This window comes from Streptomyces sp. NPDC086080, assembly GCF_044540255.1.
Taxonomy (GTDB): Bacteria; Actinomycetota; Actinomycetes; order Streptomycetales; family Streptomycetaceae; genus Streptomyces.
The window spans coordinates 3818-23769 of the sequence record NZ_JBITRU010000032.1; the positions used below are offsets into that span (position 1 = coordinate 3818).

A 19952-nucleotide genomic window follows, 5' to 3' on the forward strand; every position below is an offset into this window, starting at 1 on the left:
GGCCGGGGCCCGAGCCGGACGCACCGTCCGGGCCGGGGCCCGAGCCGGACGCACCGTCCGGGCCGGGGCCCGAGCCGGACGCACCGTCCGGGCCGGGGCCCGAGCCGGACGCACCGTCCGGGCCGGCGTACGACCCGGACGAGCGGGACGAGGACGGGATCCCGGTGCGACCGGCGTGGCTGGACCGTACCGGCCTGTCCTGATCCCGCCCGCCGCCCGGTGCGGGGCTACTCGCCTTCGAACTTCCGGTACGACGGGTCCAGGTCACGGACCTCGGCGGAGGCGTGCAGCGTCAGGCCCTCGGCCGGTTCGACGTACCGCCGCAGCAGTTCCAGCACGGTCTCGGTGAGCCGGGCCTTGGTCTCGTCACGCGGCCGGCCAGCAGGGCGATGTGGACGTGCACGAGGGCGTGCCCGTCGGTGTCGGGGCCGACCAGGACGTCCTCGGTCCGCCGGAACCGGGTCTTGCACGCCGGCGGCTTGGCGGCCGCGATCTCCACCACGGCGGTGTGCAGGTCCCGCGCGAACGCGGGCCGGTCGAAGCCGTCCGCCAGGCGCTCCGAGTAGTCGACGGTGATCTGCGGCATGAGCCCTCCTGTTCAAGGTCAGGAGGGCTCACACTAGCCGCGGCGTCCCGCGGGCTCAGCCGGCCGTGGTGAACACCGCGACGGTGCGCGCCGGAACGGTGAACGTGCCGGACGCCCGCGCATACGACGAGGTCTTCACGACCGCGTCCCCGCCCGACTCCTGCACCGGGTGCAGCCGGTGGCCGGTTCCGGCGAGCGCGTCGACGCGCTGTTCCTGCCGCTCGGGCGTGGCGTTGAAGACCACGACCAGATCACCGAGTCTCATGGTGATCACACCGGGCGTCTCGTCCTTCCCGGACAGCGGGAAGGAGAGCCGGGACTGCACCTGCTCCGCGGTGTCGAGGGAGAAGACCTGCTCCGTCGTACGGATCCGCAGCAGGTCCTGGTACGCGGCCGTGGTGCCCCGGATCTCGGGGCAGCCGACCCGCACCGTGCCGAGCAGGGGCGTGGCGTAGGGCCACTTGTCCTTGTTGTCGGCGGCCGGCGGCAGACCCCGGCCGAAGCCGTTGCCCGCCGCGCAGTTCCAGTGGATGGCGTTGAACCAGTCGCCGCTGTCGTAGGAGTTGCGGTCCAGGGACTTGGAGCGCAGCAGGTCGGTGCCCGCCTGGGAGAGGGCGGGGCCCTGCGAGAGGGCGGCCGTCGCCATGGCGAGGACCTGCATGCGCGCCCGGTCAGCGGCCGGGGTGTCCTTCGGCAGCTTGAAGGCGAGCGCGTCGAACAGCGACTCGTTGTCGTGCGCGTCGGCGTAGGCGAGGGCGTCGCCGGGCGCGGCCGCGTATCCGGCGGGGGCGCCGTTGTAGTCGACCTGGGAGCCCTTGACCTCCTTGCCGCTGGTGTCGGTGAACGTGTAGCCGGCGAGGTTGCCGGAGAGCCCGACCTTGATCAGGTCCTGGTAGTGCAGGAGCCGGGCCTTCTGCTCGGCCTCGGTGCCGTTGCTCTTCGAGGAGTTGGGGTCGGTGTAGAGACCGGAGGCGAAGCCCTGGATGCCCGGGTCCTCGTCGAAGGGGCCGCCGCCGCGCACGGCGTCACGGGCCCGGTCGGAGAAGGTGGCGATGCCGGTGCCGGCCATGTTCTTCTGTGTGGCCTGCTCGAAGCGGACGTCATCGGCGATCTCGCCGAAGTTCCAGCCCTCGCCGTACAGGATGATCTTCTTGCCGTCGACGCCGTCCTTCGCGAGGGTCAGTTCGTCGAGGGCCTCGCGCACGGCGAGCATGTTGGCCTTCGGGTGGTGGCCCATGAGGTCGAAGCGGAAGCCGTCGACCTTGTACTCCCTGGCCCAGGTGACGACCGAGTCGACGACGAGTTTGCCCATCATGGCGTTCTCGGGGGCCGTGTTGGAGCAGCAGGTGCTGTTGGCGACGGACCCGTCGGCCAGGAGCCGCTGGTAGTAGCCGGGCACGATCCGGTCCAGGACCGAGGTCTTCGCCTGGCCGTGGGCGGCGGTGTGGTTGTAGACCACGTCCATCACGACCCTGAGGCCGTCCTCGTTGAGCGCCTTGACCATCTCGCGGAACTGGACCGTGCGGGCGGTGCCGTCCGGGTCGGTGGCGTAGGAGCCCTCGGGCACCGTGTAGTGGTACGGGTCGTAGCCCCAGTTGTAGGCGTCCTTGGCGGCGGCCTTCGCCACGCATGCCTGCTGCTGGTCGGAGTCGGCCGGGTAGGAGGCGAGGTCGCAGTCGACGGTCGACCGGTCGGACTTCTTCTCGGGGATGGTGGCGATGTCGAACGCGGGCAGCAGGTGCACGTACGAGGTGCCGGACTCCGCCAGCTCACGCAGGTGCCTGCTGCCGTCGCTGTCCTTGTCGGTGAAGGCCAGGTAGGTGCCCGGGTTCTTCGCCGTGCGGTCCTCGACGGAGAAGTCGCGGATGTGCAGTTCCTGGATCTGGGCGTCCTTCAGCGGGACGGCCTTCGGCTTGGCGAGGGACGTCCAGCCCCTGGGGGCGAGGCGCCGGTCGCCGAGGTCGACGACGAGGCTGCGCTCGGAGTCGGTGGTCAGCGCGACCGAGTAGGGGTCGGTGACGGTGTTGGTGGTGATCTCCTGGGTGCTGGGCGCCCACACCGTGACCTTGTACCGGTACTCCTCGCCCTGCCAGGAACGGGGGCCGGTGACGGACCAGACGCCGGTGGAGCCGTCACGGCTCATCCGGACGGTGCGGCCGCCGATCTCCAGCGACACGTTCCGCGCGGTCGGCGCCCACACGGAGAGGGTGGGCCGGCCGTGGCGGAAGACCGGGCCGAGGGCGGCCTTGGTGGCACCGGAGGCGTAGAGGTCGTCGAGGACGCCCGCGATCTGCACGCCGGTGGCGGCGAGCACGGCGCCGTTCGCGGCGCGCTGGGTGGCGACGACCTGGCCGCGCAGGGCCTCGCGGACCCGGTCCCGGTCGCGCGGGTCGACGGACCAGGCGGTGCCCTTGGCGAGGTGCGGGAACTTCGCCTTCTGGGTCTCGGTGAGCGTCGCACTTGTCAGGCGCAGCCAGCGTGCGTCGCCGCTCTCCAGGGTGCCGTCCCGCACCGTGACCGAGCCGGTGCGGGAGGCGAGGAGCTGGGTGGAGGCGGCGGCCTCGGAGCCGTCCCAGACCAGGGTGTCCCGGTCGATCCAGACCGCCTTGGAGGTGGTCGGGTCGAGGGCGGCCGCGGAGCCCACGGGCTGCGGCAGGAGGTACTTCTCCTGGCCGTTCAACAGCCACACCTCGTGCCCGTTGGCCCTGAGGTCGAGCGACTGGTCGGACGGCAGGTCCTTCTCGTCGCCCTTGTGGATGATGTAGCTGAGGCTGGTGGCACCCTCGGTGAGCGGCACCTCGAAGACAGCGCCATAGGCATCAGTCTTCACCGGCTCCAGGGGCTTCGACCAGTCGGTGGGGTGGGCGGCACCGGTCCAGGTGTGCAGGCCCCAGCCGTCGTAGTTCCCGTCGGCGCGGTGGTAGTGCAGGACCGCCTTGGTGGTGTCCTGGGCGGGGTACTCGGGCCGTTCGGTGGTGACGGTCTCCTCGCCCTGCTCGATCCAGATCTCGCCGGTCCGGGTGAGGTCGATGGTGCGGTCGGTGGCGACGTCCTTGTTGCCCTCCTTGTCGATGACGAGGAAGCCGAGGTCGGACGCGCCGGGCCTGAGCTTGACGTAGGCGAAGGCGCCGTAGGCGTCGCGGCCGGTGAAGGGGTGGCTGTCCGGCCATTCGGTGGCCTCGCCGTCCGCGAGGTCGCCCCACGCGTACAGGCCCCAGTCGTCGTAGTCGCCGTCGGGGCGCTGGTAGTGGACGATCGCGTAGTCGCGGGATGCGGCGGTGGGCGGCTCCGCCACGGGCGGTGTGCCGGTGGTGGAGGCGGCCAGGGCGCTCGCGGTGCGGCCGGCCGAGTCGATCACGACCGCCTTGTAGCGCAGGGCGGTGCCGGCGGGGACGTCCTCGCCGATGGTGTGGGTGACCTTGTGGGGGGCGTGGTCGGCGGAGCCGAGGGTCCGCCACGTCCCGTTGCCGGTCCGGGCGGCGAAGACGACCCGGTTGAGCTGTCCGCCCTCGACGTCGGCGGTGAGCTCGACGGTGCCGGTGGCGCCGGCCCCGGGGGCCGTCAGGGTGATCGTGGGCTTCGCGGCGGGCTTGCCGAGCGGGCCGGAGGCCTTGAGGACGATCGCGCGGCCGGCCGGGACGGTGACGGTGATCTTCTTGTCGGCGTCGCTGGTGACGGTGGCGTCGGTGCCGTGGATGCCCTTGAAGGTCATCCACGCGGAGCCGGTCGCGAAGGTGGCCTGCCGCGCCTCACCGGCGTTGTTGAAGGCGACGACGTACTCGGTGGTGTCCTTGCCCGTGCCGGTGCGGGAGAAGGCGTAGACGCCCGCGCCGTCGGCGGCGTACCGCTCCTGCTGGATGCCGTCGGTCAGCGCCGGGTGGGCCTTGCGCAGCTTCGCCAGCGCGCTGATCTGCCGGTAGAGCGGCGAGCGGGTGTCGTAGATGTCCTCGGCGTGGGTGCGGTCGGAGCCGATCAGGTCGTCGTCGAGGTAGTCGGCCGTGCGGGACGCGAAGAGGGTCTGGCGGGCGTCCTTGTCGCCGCCGGCGCCGGTGAAGCCCTGCTCGTCGCCGTAGTAGACGACCGGGTTGCCGCGGCTGAGGAACATCAGCTCGTTGGCGAGCATGTCCTTCCTCAGCAGCTCCGCGTCGGACGCCTGCGGGTTGTCCTGCTTCAGGAACGTCCCGATACGGCCCATGTCGTGGTTGCCGAGGAAGGTGACCTGCTCGTAGGCGTTGGCCTTGTCGGTCGTGTACTTGTGGTCGGCGCCGAAGACGGCGGCGAGCTTCTTCGCGCTGCCGCCCTGGGAGGCGTACTGGCGGGCCGCCTCCTGGAACGGGAAGTCGAGGGTGGCGTCGAGGCGGCCCTCGGTGACGTACGGGGCGGTGACGTCCGTGTCGGCGGAGTAGACCTCGCCGAACATGAAGAAGTCGTCCCGGCCCTTCTTGGCCGCGTAGGCGTCCAGGGCGGTGGCCCACTGGGTCCAGAACTCCATGTTGACGTGCTTCACGGTGTCGATCCGGAAGCCGTCGATGTCGAAGTCCTTCACCCACCGCTGGTAGATCTTCTCCATGCCGCCGACGACCTCGGGACGCTCGGTCCACAGGTCGTCGAGGCCGGAGAAGTCGCCGTACTCGCTGGACTCTCCGGCGAAGGTGGAGTCGCCCCGGTTGTGGTACATCTCCGGGTCGTTGAGCCAGGACGGGACCTTGATCCGCTTCTTCGCGCCGGGCACCACGGGGGTGCGCGGGAAGGAACCGGTGTCCACGCGTGGGAAGGCGCGGGTGCCGTCGGCGTAGTCGGCGTCGTCGAAGGGCTTGCCGTCCTTCGTCAGGTACGGGAAGGCGCCCTTGGAGAGGTAGCCGTAGGACTTCTCCTCGTAGTCGACGACATCGGCGGTGTGGTTGGTGATGACGTCGAAGAAGACCTTCATGCCCTTGGCGTGGGCCTTGTCGATGAGGGTCTCGAGGTCCTCGTTGGTGCCGAAGTGCGGGTCGACCTGGGTGAAGTCGGTGATCCAGTAGCCGTGGTAGCCGGCGGAGGCGTCCTTGCCGGTGCCCTGCACGGGCTGGTTCTTGAAGAGGGGCGCCATCCAGATGGCGGTGGTGCCCAGCCCTTTGATGTAGTCGAGGTTCTTCGTCAGGCCCTTGAGGTCGCCGCCCTGGTAGAAGCCCTTGTCGGTGGGGTCGTATCCGTGGGTGAGGCGCGAACCGGTCAGTCCGCCACGGTCGTTCTTCGGGTCACCGTTGGCGAAACGGTCCGGCAGGACGAAGTAGAACTGCTCGCGGGTCAGGTCGTGCCGTGCGGGCGCCTGGGCGAGCTTCGCGTCCGAGGGCGGCGCGGGCGGAGTGGCGGCACGGGCGGCGACCGGCTGCACCAGCGCGGCGGCGAGCGCGGCCACGGTGACGGCGGCGACGCGCCGGCCCCGTGCGGTGCGGCGCCCCGGGGACGCGGGCCATCTGGGTATCAAGGCGTGAACTCCTTGCGCTTACGGCTCATTGGGTCCGACCCCACGCCACGGCGGCGGCCTGTTTCGGCCACGTCACCGGGCGCCGGGCGTGACGCTATCGCCGTTGAAAGCTTTACAGCAAGGGTTCTGCAAGTAACGGTAAGGAGTTGCATCGATGACGCCGGTCGCGCCGCCGCCCGTGAACGGCGGTGCGACCGGCGCGGGTTCAGCAGCCGGACTTGCCGGCGTACACCGCGAGGGCGGTGTTGCCGGCCAGCGTGGCGGTCAGCTGTCCCGAACCGTTCACCGTCACCGCGGTGTTGCTCTGCACGTTGCAGTACGTGCCCGCCGGGAGGGAGGTCTGGTAGGTGCGGGTCAGGGAGCCGGACTCGTGGTTGATGGCCACGAAGCCCTTGCTGCCCCGGCCGAAGGCGATGGCGTCGCCTCCGTTGTCCCACCAGTTGGTGACCGACTGCCCCCGGGTGGCGTTGCGGAAGGCCACCATGGACTTGATCTCCGGCCAGGCGTGCTGGCACTTCCAGCCGTTCTGCCAGCAGGCGTTCACCTGGCCGCCGTTCGGCGGTCCAGCGTCGTGGTCGGAGAACTCGTAGCCGGAGTTGATGTCCGGGGCGCCGTAGGGCCAGGCCAGCATGAAGACGTTCGCCAGGGTGTAAGTGGCGTTGTCCTTGTAGCTGAGCGTGGAGCCGTTGCGCTCGGTGTCGTGGTTGTCGACGAAGACGCCGGAGACACCACTGTTCAGGTAGCCCCAGCCCTCCCCGTAGTTCTTCAGGTAGGCGAGGTTCTCGTTGCTGAAGACCCGCTTGAGGTCGTAGGCGTAACGGAACTCCTGGACGTCTCCGTTGCCCGTGTACTCGGTGGGCTGCACGGCCTCTCCGGCGCCGTGGATGACCTCCTGCTTCCAGTACGCGTTCGGATCGGTCAGGCGGGACTTGATGTTGGCGAGGTCGGCGGCCGGCATGTGCTTGGCCGCGTCGATGCGGAAGCCGTCCACCCCGAGGGAGAGCAGGTCGTTCATGTACGTGGCGATGGCTCCGCGGACGTAGTCCTCGCCGGTGTCGAGGTCGGCGAGGCCGACCAGTTCGCAGTTCTGGACGTTCCAGCGGTCACCGTAGTCGGTGATCTGCGAGGTGCAGTTGTCGAAGTCGTACGAGGAGTACAGGCCCGGGTAGGTGTACTTCGTGTACGACGAGCCGCCGGTACCGGTGCCGTTGCCGGCGGACATGTGGTTGATGACCGTGTCGGCGACGACCTTCACGCCGGCCGCGTGGCACGCGTCGATCATGTTCCTGAAGGCGGTCCGGTCGCCGAGCCGTCCGGCTATCTTGTAGCTGACGGGCTGGTACGACGTCCACCACTGCGCGCCCTGTATGTGTTCGGCGGGCGGGGAGACCTGGACGTATCCGTAGCCCGCGGGGCCGAGGGTGTGGGTGCACTCGCGGGCCACGGAGGCGAAGTTCCACTCGAACAGGACGGCCGTGACGTCCTTGCTGCCCGGCGGGGTCGCCTGCGCCCCGGTCGGGGTCATGACAACCATGGCTGCCGCGAGTGCGGTGACCACGGCGAGGGTTCTGCGTGCCATGTGGGGTTCCTTCTTCATCGAAGGGCGTGGGGGATGGCGCCGACTGAAGCTTCTTGCTGAAACCTTCAGAAACATTCCGGCAACGCAGATGGTAGAGGCCCGCCACCCGAAAGGGCAGCGGGCCGTACCAACTTCAAGGAAAAAGTCGCGGGACGTTCGTCAGCCCGCGGTCCACCACACGGTGGTGTCCGCCGGGACCGTCGCCTCGCCACCGCTTTCGGCGACCTCTCCGCTGGCGATCAGCACACGGCCGTACGCCGGCACGGTCACCGGCACGCCCGTGGTGTTCGCGACGCAGACGACGTCACCGCGACGGAAGGCCAGGACGCCCTCCGGGGCCCGCAGCCACTCCACCGCGTCACCCGCGCCGAGGTCGGCCCGGTCCCGGCGCACCGCGAGCGCGCTGCGGTACAGCTCCAGGGTGGAGCCCGGGTCGCCGGTCTGCGCCTCGATGCTCAGCTCGCCCCAGCCCGCCGGCTGCGGCAGCCAGCTGCCACCGTCGCCGAAGCCGAAGGAGGAACCCTCGCGGGTCCACGGGATCGGCACCCGGCAGCCGTCGCGGAAGCCGTCCTGGCCCGCGCCCCGGAAGTACGCCGGGTCCTGGCGCACCTCGTCCGGCAGGTCCACGACGTCCGGCAGGCCCAGCTCCTCGCCCTGGTAGACGTACGCCGAGCCGGGCAGCGCCAGCATCAGCAGCGTCGCCGCGCGCGCCCGCCGCAGACCCAGTTCGCGGTCGCCGGCCAGCCGGATCTGGGTGCCCAGGCCCGCCGGGTTGGCGAAGCGGGTGGCGTGCCGGGTGACGTCGTGGTTGGACAGCACCCAGGTGGCGGGGGCGCCGACCGGGCGCATGGCGTCCAGGGTGCGGTCGATGACCGTACGCAGCTCCCCGGCGTCCCAGTGGGTGCCCAGGTACTGGAAGTTGAACGCCTGGTGCAGCTCGTCGGGGCGGACGTAGTTCGCCGTGCGCTCGACGGTCGGGGTCCACGCCTCCGCGACGAAGATCCGCCCGCCCGTCTCCCGCCCCCGCCCTTCTGCGGAAGGCCCTGCGGGCCCCAGTGCATCCGAGTACTCGTCGAGGATGAGCCGCCACTGGCGGTAGATGTCGTGCACGCCGTCCTGGTCGAAGAACGGCATGACATCGTTGCCCAGCAGTTTCAGCTGCTCGTGGCCTCCGAGGTCGGGCAGGCCCTCCGCCTTCACCATGCCGTGGGCGACGTCGATGCGGAAGCCGTCCACGCCCATGTCCAGCCAGAAGCGCAGGATGGAGCGGAACTCGTCGCCGACCGCCGGGTGCTCCCAGTTGAAGTCGGGCTGCTCGGGCGCGAAGAGGTGCAGGTACCACTCGCCCGGGGTGCCGTCGGGCTCGGTGACGCGGGTCCAGGCCGGGCCGCCGAAGATCGACTCCCAGTCGTTGGGCGGCAGTTCCCCGTGGGCGCCCTTGCCGGGGCGGAAGTAGTAGCGGTCGCGCGAGGGCGATCCGGGGCCCTCGGCGAGAGCGCGCTTGAACCACTCGTGCTGGTCGGAGGAGTGGTTGGGCACCAGGTCGACGATGATCCTGAGGCCCAGTTGGTGGGCGTCACGGATCAGCGCGTCCGCGTCGAGCAGGGTGCCGAACATCGGGTCGACGGCACGGTAGTCGGCGACGTCGTAGCCGGCGTCGGCCTGCGGGGAGGCGTAGAAGGGGCTCAGCCACACGGCGTCCACCCCGAGGTCGCGCAGGTACGGCAGGCGGGAACGGATGCCTTCCAGGTCGCCCATGCCGTCACCGTTGCTGTCGGCGAAGCTGCGCGGATACACCTGGTAGATCACCGCGTCCCGCCACCAGTCACGGCGCCGGGAGACGGTGGCGACGGCCACGTCGGTCGTGGGGGTCGGGGCCGGGGCGGCGGAGTGCTGCTGGCTCATGTCGTCCTTGATACGAGTGCGGTCGGGGGAGCGAGTGGGGTCGGCGGCAGGGGCGGGAGACGAGGCGGCCGCGGTGACAGCGGGGTCGGATGGGCACCGCGGCCGCCTACCCGCGCGTATCAGGCGCGCGGGAGTCGTGCCGGGAAGGGGGTCAGCCCTTCGTGCCGCCGGCGGTCAGGCCGGTGACCAGGTTCTTCTGCACGAGGTAGAAGAACGCGGAGACCGGTATCGCGATCAGGACCGCGGTGGCGGCCATCAGGTTGCGCTGCGCGTCGTGCTCGCTGACGAAGCTCTGCAGACCGACGGCGAGGGTGTACTTCTCGTCGTCGAGCATGAACGTCGTGGCGAAGGCGACCTCGCCGAACGCGGTGATGAAACTGTAGAACGCGGCGACCGCGAGACCGGGCCGGGCGAGCGGCAGGATCAACCGCACGAACGTTCCGATCGGGGTCAGCCCGTCGACGCGTCCCGCCTCGTCGATCTCGAACGGGATGGTGTCGAAGTAGCCCTTCATCAGCCAGGCGCAGTACGGCACCGCCGTCGAGCAGTAGACGAGGATGAGTCCGAGGTAGGTGTCGATGAGCTGCAGGTCCGAGAGGATCTGGTACATCGGGACCATCAGGACGGCCACCGGGAACATCTGGGTGAGCAGCAGCACCCACATGAACTTCTTGTACCCGGGGAAGCGCATGCGGGAGACCGCGTAGCCGGTGGTGGCCGCGACGAGGACGCCGATGAACGTGGTACCGAGCGAGACGATCAGCGAGCTCTTCAGCCAGTCGAAGAAGTTCGTGTTCTGCAGGACGTATGTGTAGTTGTCCAGTGTCATCTTGCCCCAGATGCCGCCGGGACGCAGATAGTCGTCCTTGTCGGGGCCGAGGGACAGGAAGAGCAGCCAGGCGACCGGGAACAGCGCGATCAGACCGGCCACGGTCAGGACGCCGTGCGAGGTGAGCTTCGCGAGCGGGCCGACCTCGCCGCGCCGGCGGGACGGCCGGGCCGGGGCCTTGTCGTCGGCGGGCCGGTCCGCCGGAGCAGTGGTGGTGACGGTGGAGGTGCTCATGGGGACTCCTGCCTCAGATCGCGAGCTGCTGGTCATTGCGGTTCAGCCAGCGGCGGTAGAAGGAGGTGAAGACGACCAGGATGGCCAGCAGCAGCATGCCGTAGGCGGCCGACTCGGCGAACTCGCGCGGCTGCTGTCCGAAGCCGAGCTGATAGGCCCAGGTCACGAGGATCTGTGCCTCCGGGGCGGTGTTGCCGAACAGCAGGAAGATCACGGCGAACTGGTTGAAGGTCCAGATGACACCGAGCAGGACCACGGTGGAGCTGACCGAGCGCAGGCCGGGCAGGGTGACATGGCGGAAGCGCTGCCAGGCGGTCGCGCCGTCCATCTCGGCCGCCTCGTACAGGGTGGCGTCGATGGACTGCAGCCCGCCGAGCAGGGAGATCATCATGAACGGCACGCCGCACCAGGTGTTGACCATGATGGCGGCGAACCGCTGCCAGAAGGTGTCCTCCAGCCACGCCGGGGTGGGCAGGCCGAGGAAGTCCAGGCCGGAGTTGATGATGCCGGCGTCGGCGAGCATGAACCGCCAGCCGAAGACGGTGACGAAGGTCGGCACGGCCCACGGCAGGATCAGGACCAGCCGGTAGAAGGTACGGCCGCGCAGCTTCTGGTTGAGCAGCAGCGCCAGGCCCAGGCCGATGCTGTAGTGCAGGGCGACACAGGCCGCCGTCCACACGATGGTCCAGATGAACTTGGACCAGAAGCGGTCGTAGGCCGTCTCGCCCCACAGGATGTCGGCGTAGTTGTCGATGCCGATGAACTTCCAGGTGGCCTCGATCTCGTTGACGCCGATGGTGCGCGCCGAGTTGAGGCTGTCGGCGTCGGTGAGCGTGAGGTAGAAGCCGTACGCCAGGGGGTACAGCACGATGACGCCGAGCACCAGCGCCACCGGCGCGATCATGGCGTAGGCGTACCAGTACTTCTGGTATCCGCGCTTCAGGCGGCTGACCGGCCCGGGGCGGGGCGCGCGGTCACCGCGGCGCTTGCCGGTCGCACGGTCGATGGCGACTGTCATGGTTCGGCACCTTCTGGATGGTCAAGGAGGACGGCACACAGGCCGGCGGCCGCCGGACCCTCCCCTCCTGGAAGCGGGTCCGGCGGCCACACGGGCGTTACTTGCTGAAGTCCGGCACCAGCTTGGCGATCGCGATCTCCGCGTCACCGAGGCCCTTGTCCAGGGACTCCTTGCCGCCGGCGATCTGCGGCAGCTCGTCGTCCATCGGACCCCACAGCGAGCTGTACTCGGGCAGCGCCGGGCGCGGCTGGGCGGCCGCGAGGACCGTCTGGTAGCCGGCGATGCCCGGGTCGGCCTTGACCTGGTCGGTGTAGGCGTCGTCACGCGTGGGCAGCGTGGAGTTCTTCAGCGCGATGGTCTCCTGCGCCTTGGCCGAGGTCATGAAGTTCACGAACTTCAGCGCGGCCTCCTGCTTCTCCTTGCTGGAGCCGGCGTAGACCGAGAGGTTGTGGCCGCCGGTCGGGGCGCCCGCCTTGCCGGCCGATCCGGCCGGGACGGTGGCGATGCCGAGGTTGTTCTTGTCCTTGAACGCGGTGCCCTTGTAGAAGTTGGTGATCTCCCACGGGCCCTGGATGATCGAGGCGACCTTGCCGTTGACGAACGCGTCCTGGATGTGGGCGTAGGCGTCCGCGGTCACGTCGGCCTTGTGCAGGCCCTTGCCCTCGAAGAGGCTCAGCCAGGTGCCGTACGCCTTCTTGGCCTCGGGCGACTTCACGGTGATCTTCTTGGCCTCGGCGTCCACCATGTCGGTGCCCTCGCCGTAGAGGAACGACTGGGCGTAGTAGCCGGCCGTGGAGCCCCAGTAGCCGTCGACGCCGGTCTTGGCCTTGATGGTGGCCGCGGCCTTCTTCAGGTCGTCCCAGGTCTTGGGGGCCTCGACGCCGGCCTTGGCGAACAGCGCCTTGTTGTAGACGAAGGCGAGGGTGTCCGTGGTGAAGGGGACGCCGTAGGTCTTGCCCTCGTACTTGGCCTGCTCCAGCAGGTTGGACTTGAACTTGTCCTGCTCGGCGAGGGCCTCGGTGCCGTCCAGCGGCAGGAAGAAGCCCTTCTTGGCGAAGGCGGGGGTCCAGCCGACCTCGGAGCGCAGCACGTCGGGCGCGCCCTTGGAACCGGCGGCGGTGTCGAACTTGTTCTGCGCCTGGTCGAACGGGACGTTGACGAACTTGACCTTGATGTCCTTGTTCGCGGCCTCGAACTCCTTGACCAGGGCCTGGTAGGTAGGCGCCTCGTTGGTCGCGTTGGAGGTGTCCCACCAGGTGATGGTGACCGGTCCTTCGGCCTTGTCGCCGCTGTCGCTGTCTCCGCCGCAGGCCGTCGCCGCGAGGGCGAGGGACGCCACCAGCGCGGTGGCCGCTATGCCACGCCGCATGAGGTTCTCCTTGAGGGTGAAAGCCCGTGCAGGCCGGCCCCGTCTGCCGTCCTGCGAAGTGCCGACTGCGCCGTTGCGGCGGCCGGGCGACGTGAACGTAACAGCGCCGGAACCTTTTCGAAAGACCTTGCAGAAAAGTTTTGCAAGCCAGGTCGAGAGTTATGCCGCCGTGACCTGTTCTCGACCGTGGCGCGACCCGGGTTTCCGCCCGTACGGCAGGGGTTCGCACTGTTGTGCAAGACTCTGCAAGCACTTGCCATCCGTCACCGCCGGGGGAATCATCCCTTGCGGACCGGACGCCGACCACGACACGAGGGATCGCGATGACCCAGCAGCCCACAGCGGGCCGTCCGACGGCGCGCACCAGGCGTCCTGTCGGTGTGCAAGGTGCGAACCGGCAGCTACAGTCCACTCCTGTGACCACTCGGCTTGCTGATATCGCTGCTCAGGCGGGGGTGAGCGAGGCGACCGTCAGCCGGGTCCTCAACGGCAAGCCGGGCGTCGCCGCCACCACCCGCCAGTCCGTGCTCGCCGCCCTCGACGTCCTGGGCTACGAGCGCCCGGTGCGGCTGCGGCAGCGCAGCGAGGGCCTGGTCGGACTGATCACCCCCGAGCTGGAGAACCCGATCTTCCCGGCACTGGCCCAGGTCATCGGGCAGGCGCTGACCCGTCAGGGATACACCCCGGTGCTCGCCACCCAGACCCCCGGCGGGTCGACCGAGGACGAGCTCACCGAGATGCTCGTGGACCGCGGCGTGGCCGGCATCATCTACGTCTCCGGACTGCACGCGGACACCACCGCCGACATGCAGCGCTACGAGCGGCTGCGGGCGCGGGGCGTTCCGTTCGTGCTCGTGGACGGTTTCTCGCCGAAGGTGCAGGCGCCGTTCATCTCCCCCGACGACCGGGCCGCGATGTCGCTGGCCGTCACCCACCTCGCCTCCCTCGGTCACACCCGGATCGGGCTCGCGCTCGGGCCGAAGCGGTTCGTCCCGGTGCAGCGCAAGATAGAGGGCTTCGTCCGCGCCGTGCAGGAACAACTGGGCCTGAGCGCCGAGACGGTCGAGACGGAGCTGGTCCAGCACTCGCTGTACACCCTGGAGGGCGGCCAGGCGGCCGCCAGCGCGCTGATGGACCGCGGCTGCACGGCGGTGGTGTGCGCGAGCGACATGATGGCGCTGGGCGCGATACGGGCGGCCCGGCAGCGCGGTCTGGACGTGCCGAAGGACATCTCGGTGGTCGGCTTCGACGACTCCCCGCTGATCGCCTTCACCGACCCACCGCTGACGACGGTCCGTAAACCGGTCCCGGCGATGGGCCAGGCCGCGGTGCGCACCCTGCTCGAGGAGATCGGCGGAACGCCCGCACCCCACAGCGAGTTCGTGTTCATGCCGGAGCTGGTGGTGCGCGGTTCGACCGCGTCGGCGCCGGGGGACCGGGGTCGTTCCTAGGGTGGAGGAACGGCCATTCACGCACCTCTCCGGGAGGAGGGCGACCGCCCGCCCCCGGAGGGAGAACGTGCGGGTCCGGCCCGACCGAGGGATGATCCTAGGGGGACATCTTTTCTGGCAGACTCTGTGCCCATGGGTGAACCGACCGTGACCACGCTGGAAGGCCGGCAGGAGGCCGCAGCACCCCCCGTCGCGGACGAGACGACAGGGCGGCGCTTCCTGCCCCGTGCGCGCACGCCCCGCCGCCCCCGGCTGTGGTTCGAGATCCTGCTGATCGCGATCAGTTACTGGACGTACTCGCTCATCCGCAACGCCGTACCCGAACAGCGGGCCGAGGCGCTGCGCAACGCCGACTGGATCTGGCGGGCGGAGCAGCAACTGGGCCTGGCCTTCGAGGAGTCCGTCAACCACGCCGTGAACTCGGTGACATGGCTCATCGTCGGTATGAACTACTACTACGCCACGTTGCACTTCGTGGTCACGCTGGGTGTTCTGGTGTGGCTCTACCGTAGTCATCCCGGCCGGTACGCGGCGACCCGGTTGGTCCTGTTCACCACGACGGGCTTCGCCCTGGTCGGCTACTACCTGTATCCGCTGGCCCCGCCCCGGCTGATGAACGGCCAGGATTTCGTCGACACCGTGCTGGTGCACCAGACCTGGGGTTCGATGGCCTCCGGGGACCTGAAGAACATGTCCAACCAGTACGCCGCGATGCCCTCGATGCACATCGGCTGGTCGGTCTGGGCCGGTCTGACCATCTTCGCCCTGGCCTCCGTTCCCTGGGTGCGGGTCCTGGGTCTGGTGTACCCGGCGGCCACCCTGGTGGTCATCGTCGCCACCGCCAACCACTTCTGGCTGGACGCGGTGGGCGGTGTGATCTGCCTGTCCGTCGGCTACGGGATCGCGCTGCTCTGGTACGGATGTCAGCCGTACGCCCTGCCCAGACGCGCCCCCGAACGGGAGAAGCGGAAGCAGGAGCGGACACCGGAGCGGGAGCCGGAGCGGAAGCCGGAGCGGATTCCGGTGCCCAAGCAGGGATGAGTACGGGACCTCCCGTCCGGGGAGGGCTTGCCCGGGAAGGGTTCACCCGGGAAGGGCTCTACGACCCTCCGTAGAACAGTTCCTCCACCACACCCCGCGCCCGCCGCGCCGTCCGCCGGTAGGCGTCGAGCATGTCGCCCGCGTGGCCCGGGCCGTAGCCCAGGTAGCGGCCGACGGCGCCCAGTTCCCGGGGCGCGGTCGGGAAGGTGTCCCCCGCGCGGCCCCGGACCAGCATCACCGCGTTGCGCACGCGGGTGGCCAGCACCCAGGCCTCGTCGAGGACGTGGGCGTCCTCCTCGGAGATCATCCCGGCCGTGCGGGCGGCGGCCAGCGCCTCGCGCGTCCGCGTCGTGCGCAGGCCGGGCTCCTCCGCGCCGTGCCGCAGCTGGAGCAGCTGCACGGTCCACTCCACGTCCGACAGCCCGCCGGGCCCCAGCTTGGTGTGCAGCTTGGGGTCGGCGCCGCGCGGCAGCCGTTCGGACTCCATGCGGGCCTTCAGCCGCCGGATCTCCCGGACGGCTTCCTCGTCCAGGCCGCCTGCCGGATAGCGCAGCGGGTCGACCAGCTCGATGAAGCGGCGGCCCAGTTCCTCGTCCCCGGCGACGTGCTCGGCGCGCAGCAGCGCGTGCCGCTCCCAGACCAGCGACCAGCGGCGGTAGTACGCCTCGTACGACTTCAGGGTGCGCACCAGCGGACCCTGCTTGCCCTCCGGGCGCAGGTCGGCGTCGATCAGCAGCGGCGGGTCGGCGCTGGGGACCTGGAGCAGCCGGCGCATCTCGGCGACGACCTTGTTCGCGGCCTCGGACGCCTCCCGCTCGTCCACGCCGTCGCGCGGCTCGTGCACGAACAGGACGTCCGCGTCGGAGCCGTAGCCCAGCTCGTGTCCGCCGAAGCGGCCCATGCCGATGATCGCGAACCGGGTGGGGAGCGTGTCCCCCCAGCCCTCCCGGACCACGGCCCGGAGCGTACCGGCGAGGGTGGCGGCCGTCAGGTCGGACACCGCGCCGCCCACCAGGTCCACCAGGGCGCCCTGGTCGGCCTCGGCGGGCTGCGACTCGGTGCCGTAGGAGCCGACGATGTCGGCGGCGGAGGTACGGAACAGTTCGCGGCGGCGCACCCCGCGGGCGGCGGTGACGGCCTGGACGGCGTTGTCGGCGCGGCGGACGGCGGCGAGCATCTCCTGCTCAAGGGCGGCGCGGGAGCGGGGGGTGAGTCCCCCGCCGTCCCCGTCGCCGAGCAGCGCCACCGCCTCGGGGGCGCGCATCAGCAGGTCCGGGGCGAGCCGTCCGGCGGAGAGCACCCGGGCGAGGTTCTCGGCGGCGGCTCCCTCGTCGCGCAGCAGCCGCAGGTACCAGGGGGTCTTGCCGAGCGCGTCGGAGACCTTGCGGAAGGTGAGCAGACCGGCGTCCGGGTCTGCGGAGTCCGCGAACCAGCCGAGCAGCACGGGCAGCAGGGTGCGCTGGATGGCGGCCTTGCGGGTGACGCCGGACGCCAGCGCCTCCAGGTGGCGCAGCGCGGCGGCCGGGTCGGCGTACCCGAGGGCCACCATGCGCTCGCGCGCGGCCTCCGCGCTGAGCCGGGCCTCACCGGGGGCGAGCGCGGCGACGGCGTCGAGCAGCGGCCGGTAGAACAGCTTCTCGTGCAGCCGCCGTACGACGGAGGCGTGCCGCTTCCATTCGCGGTTCAGGGTGGTGACCGGCTCGGTGCGCAGACCCAGCGAGCGGGCCAGCCGGCGCAGATCGGCCTCGTCCTCGGGGACCAGGTGCGTGCGGCGCAGCCGGTGGAGCTGGATGCGGTGCTCCATGGAGCGCAGGAAGCGGTAGGCGTCGTCGAGCTGGGCGGCGTCCGCACGGCCGACGTAGCCGCCGGCGGCGAGGGCCTTCAGCGCGTCGAGGGTGGTTCCGCTGCGCAGGGTGGCGTCGGCGCGGCCGTGCACCAGCTGGAGCAGCTGCACGGCGAACTCGACGTCCCGCAGGCCTCCCGGGCCGAGCTTGAGCTGGCGGTCGATCTCGGCGGCGGGGATGTTCTCCACCACCCGGCGGCGCATCTTCTGCACGTCGGCGACGAAGTTGTCCCGCTCGGCGGCCTGCCACACCAGCGGCCGGACCGCGGCGCGGTACTCCTCGCCGAGGGCGCGGTCACCGGCGACCGGGCGGGCCTTGAGCAGCGCCTGGAACTCCCAGGTCTTCGCCCAGCGCTGGTAGTACGCGAGGTGGGAGGCGAGGGTGCGCACCAGCGGCCCGTTGCGGCCCTCCGGGCGCAGATTGGCGTCGACGGGCCAGATGGAGCCCTCGACGGTGGTCTCGGAGCAGATCCGCATCATGTGCGAGGCGAGCCGGGTCGCGGCGCGCAGTGCCTTGTCCTCGTCGGCCCCGCCCGCCGCCTCGCCCACGAAGATCACGTCGACGTCGGAGACGTAGTTGAGCTCGTGTCCCCCGCACTTGCCCATCGCGATCACCGCGAGCCGGCACAGCGCGGCATCCTCGGGCGCGTCGGCCTCGGCGAGGGCGAGGGCGGCGCGCAGGGTGGCGGTGGCGAGGTCGGCGAGCTCGGCGGCGGTCTGGGCGACCTCGATGGTGCCGCAGACGTCACGGGCGGCGATGGACAGCAGACAGCGCCGGTAGGCGACCCGGAGCCGGACCGGATCGCCGGCTTCGGCGAGACCTCGCTCGAACTCCAGGACGCCGGGATGGAGATCACGCGGCTCGTAGGTGACGAGGGCCTGCCAGTCGCTGGGGTGCCGGGCCAGATGATCGGCGAGCGCCTCGGACGCGCCCAGCACCCCGAGCAGCCGGTCCCGCAGCGGCTTGGCCGCTATCAGGGTGTCCAGCAGTTCCTGGCGGGCGGTGGCCCCGTCCTGCGCCTCCAGCAGCCGCACGAGCCCGAGCAGCGCGAGATCCGGGTCGGCGGTCGCGCCGAGCGCGTCCAGCAGCACGGGATCGTCGCGCAGGGGCGCCGGGCCGGCACTGTCCAGCAGCCGCTCGGCGGCGGAGGGGTCGGTGAAACCGTGCCGCAGCAGCCGCGTGAAAGTACTGCTCCTGCGCCCCGGCGCCGACGTCATCCCCGGCCTCCTTCATGCCTCGGATCGATCACGGTCGTACGGCCATGAGCCTAGCCGGAGTACGGACGAGCGGCCCGGGCGTGACCGGCAACGAGTCCCGGAGCGGGGTTCCGGGACCGGGCTCCGGGACCGGATTCCACAGCCGGACTCCGAGACCGGACTCCGAGACCGGACTCCGAGACCGGGCTCCAGGGCCGGGCTCCGAGACCGGGCTCCGGGACCAGGCTCCACAGCCGGACTCCGAGACCGGGCTCCGGGACCAGGCTCCACAGCCGGACTCCGGAACCAGGCTCCACAGCCGGACTCCGGAACCAGGCTCCACAACCGGGCTCCGGGACCAGGCTCCGGGACCGGGCTCCACAACCGGGCTCCGGGACCGGGCTCCACAGCCGGACTCAGTCCGGTGGAGGTACGCGGGCCGCCGGGGGCCGCACGGAGTCCCCCGTGAGCGACGCCCCCGAGCCCCGCCACGGCCCGCACCGCGGCGATCCGGAACCGGGCGCACCGCCCTGCTCCACGGTGCGGCGGCTGATCACCGGGGCGGGACTCTTCCGGACCTCCCAGGCCCGCCCACGTCGCCCCGTTCCCGGCCGTCCGGCAGGCGGGCAGGCCGCACCTCCGCACCGGCCGGCCGGACGAGCGCGAGACCCACAGCCCGGCGCGGCACCCGCCGATCGTGCCGACCACCGGCTGATCGTGCCTGCCACCGGCTCCGACACCTGGCACAAGGGGCCACGCCGCGGTCGCGGGCGGCGACGCCGTACGGACCGCGCCCGCGCGAGCCGGGTACAGCGGCTCCCGACACCGCGAGGTCCAGGACGGGCGGCGAGGCGGCTGTGCCCTGATGGGCGGTTTCGGTGGCGCCGCGGGCCGTGATCGGGTTCGGTAAGGGGGAGCCGCCGCCGCCCCGGACCGGGTGACGGTTCGCCCGACGCCGTACGCGAGAAGGAGTCTTTCGTTTCATGGACATGACCCTCGAAGTGATCCCGCTCCCGGTGAGCGACATCGACCGGGCCAGGGACTTCTACCGGGACAAGGTCGGCTTCCACGTCGACATCGACCAGGAGGTCATGCCGGGCATGCGCATCGTCCAGCTGACCCCGCCCGGCTCCGGCTGCTCCATCGCCCTCGGTGACACACTGTGGGAGTCGACCCCCGGCCCCACCCCCGCCCCCGGCACCTACCAAGGACTCCAGCTGTGCGTCGCCGACATCAACGCGGCCCGCGCGGAACTGGTCGAACGGGGCCTGGACGTCTCCGAACCGGTCCGGTACGCCGAGGCCGACGGCGCCACGTTCATGTACTTCACCGACCCGGACGGCAACGGCTGGGCGGTGCAGGAGTACCGCAGGCGGGGGGAGGAGCCCCTGCACAAGGTGCTGAGGGAGCAGGCGGAGAACTAGGCACGTCAC

10 protein-coding genes and 2 pseudogenes are annotated in these 19952 nt (G+C 70.6%); 4 read left to right on the top strand and 8 right to left on the bottom strand.

All coding sequences use genetic code 11. From position 1 onward, the window contains the following. Nucleotides 1–203, top strand: a pseudogene (locus ACIF9R_RS30055) (hypothetical protein); the annotation flags it as partial. Between the two features lie 24 nt (nucleotides 204–227). Here the strand turns inward: ACIF9R_RS30055 and ACIF9R_RS30060 are convergent. The 7 genes and pseudogenes from ACIF9R_RS30060 to ACIF9R_RS30090 form a co-directional block, all read right to left on the bottom strand. After that, a pseudogene (locus tag ACIF9R_RS30060) lies at nucleotides 228–586 on the bottom strand (5-carboxymethyl-2-hydroxymuconate Delta-isomerase). 55 nt (nucleotides 587–641) lie between these two features. After that, a complete protein-coding gene (pulA, locus tag ACIF9R_RS30065) occupies nucleotides 642–6053 on the bottom strand; it encodes a pullulanase-type alpha-1,6-glucosidase (protein WP_399985540.1) in 5412 nt (1803 codons plus the stop codon). 205 nt (nucleotides 6054–6258) lie between these two features. Then, entirely contained in the window at nucleotides 6259–7632 is a 1374-nt protein-coding gene (locus tag ACIF9R_RS30070; RefSeq protein WP_399985541.1) for an alpha-amylase family protein, read from the bottom strand. A 159-nt stretch (nucleotides 7633–7791) separates the two neighbouring features. After that, entirely contained in the window at nucleotides 7792–9537 is a 1746-nt protein-coding gene (locus ACIF9R_RS30075; RefSeq protein ID WP_399985542.1) for a glycoside hydrolase family 13 protein, read from the bottom strand. A gap of 151 nt (nucleotides 9538–9688) precedes the next feature. Next, nucleotides 9689–10600 carry a sugar ABC transporter permease gene (locus tag ACIF9R_RS30080; RefSeq protein ID WP_399985543.1) on the bottom strand — a complete coding sequence of 304 codons (912 nt, stop codon included), beginning with the start codon at nucleotides 10598–10600 and terminating at the stop codon, nucleotides 9689–9691. A gap of 13 nt (nucleotides 10601–10613) precedes the next feature. Next, nucleotides 10614–11618, bottom strand: coding sequence for a carbohydrate ABC transporter permease (locus tag ACIF9R_RS30085; RefSeq protein WP_399985544.1), 1005 nt, complete (start codon nucleotides 11616–11618; stop codon nucleotides 10614–10616). 97 nt (nucleotides 11619–11715) lie between these two features. Continuing rightward, complete coding sequence (locus ACIF9R_RS30090) at nucleotides 11716–12987, bottom strand: extracellular solute-binding protein (RefSeq protein ID WP_399985545.1); 1272 nt, start codon at nucleotides 12985–12987, stop codon at nucleotides 11716–11718. Nucleotides 12988–13403: 416 nt separating this feature from the next. On the opposite strand from ACIF9R_RS30090, the gene ACIF9R_RS30095 reads away from it, so the two are divergent. Both ACIF9R_RS30095 and ACIF9R_RS30100 read left to right on the top strand, forming a co-directional pair. Beyond that, nucleotides 13404–14438, top strand: coding sequence for a LacI family DNA-binding transcriptional regulator (locus ACIF9R_RS30095; protein WP_399985546.1), 1035 nt, complete (start codon nucleotides 13404–13406; stop codon nucleotides 14436–14438). A 132-nt stretch (nucleotides 14439–14570) separates the two neighbouring features. Beyond that, the gene (locus tag ACIF9R_RS30100; protein WP_399985547.1) at nucleotides 14571–15479 is read left to right on the top strand and encodes a phosphatase PAP2 family protein; all 909 of its coding nucleotides are present in this window, start codon (nucleotides 14571–14573) and stop codon (nucleotides 15477–15479) included. A 58-nt stretch (nucleotides 15480–15537) separates the two neighbouring features. On the opposite strand, the gene ACIF9R_RS30105 is transcribed toward ACIF9R_RS30100, so the two are convergent. Continuing rightward, the gene (locus ACIF9R_RS30105; RefSeq protein WP_399985548.1) at nucleotides 15538–18540 is read right to left on the bottom strand and encodes a bifunctional [glutamine synthetase] adenylyltransferase/[glutamine synthetase]-adenylyl-L-tyrosine phosphorylase; all 3003 of its coding nucleotides are present in this window, start codon (nucleotides 18538–18540) and stop codon (nucleotides 15538–15540) included. A 962-nt stretch (nucleotides 18541–19502) separates the two neighbouring features. Between ACIF9R_RS30105 and ACIF9R_RS30110 the strand changes: the two genes are divergently transcribed. Further along, nucleotides 19503–19943, top strand: coding sequence for a VOC family protein (locus ACIF9R_RS30110; protein WP_399985549.1), 441 nt, complete (start codon nucleotides 19503–19505; stop codon nucleotides 19941–19943). Nucleotides 19944–19952 lie beyond the last annotated feature (9 nt).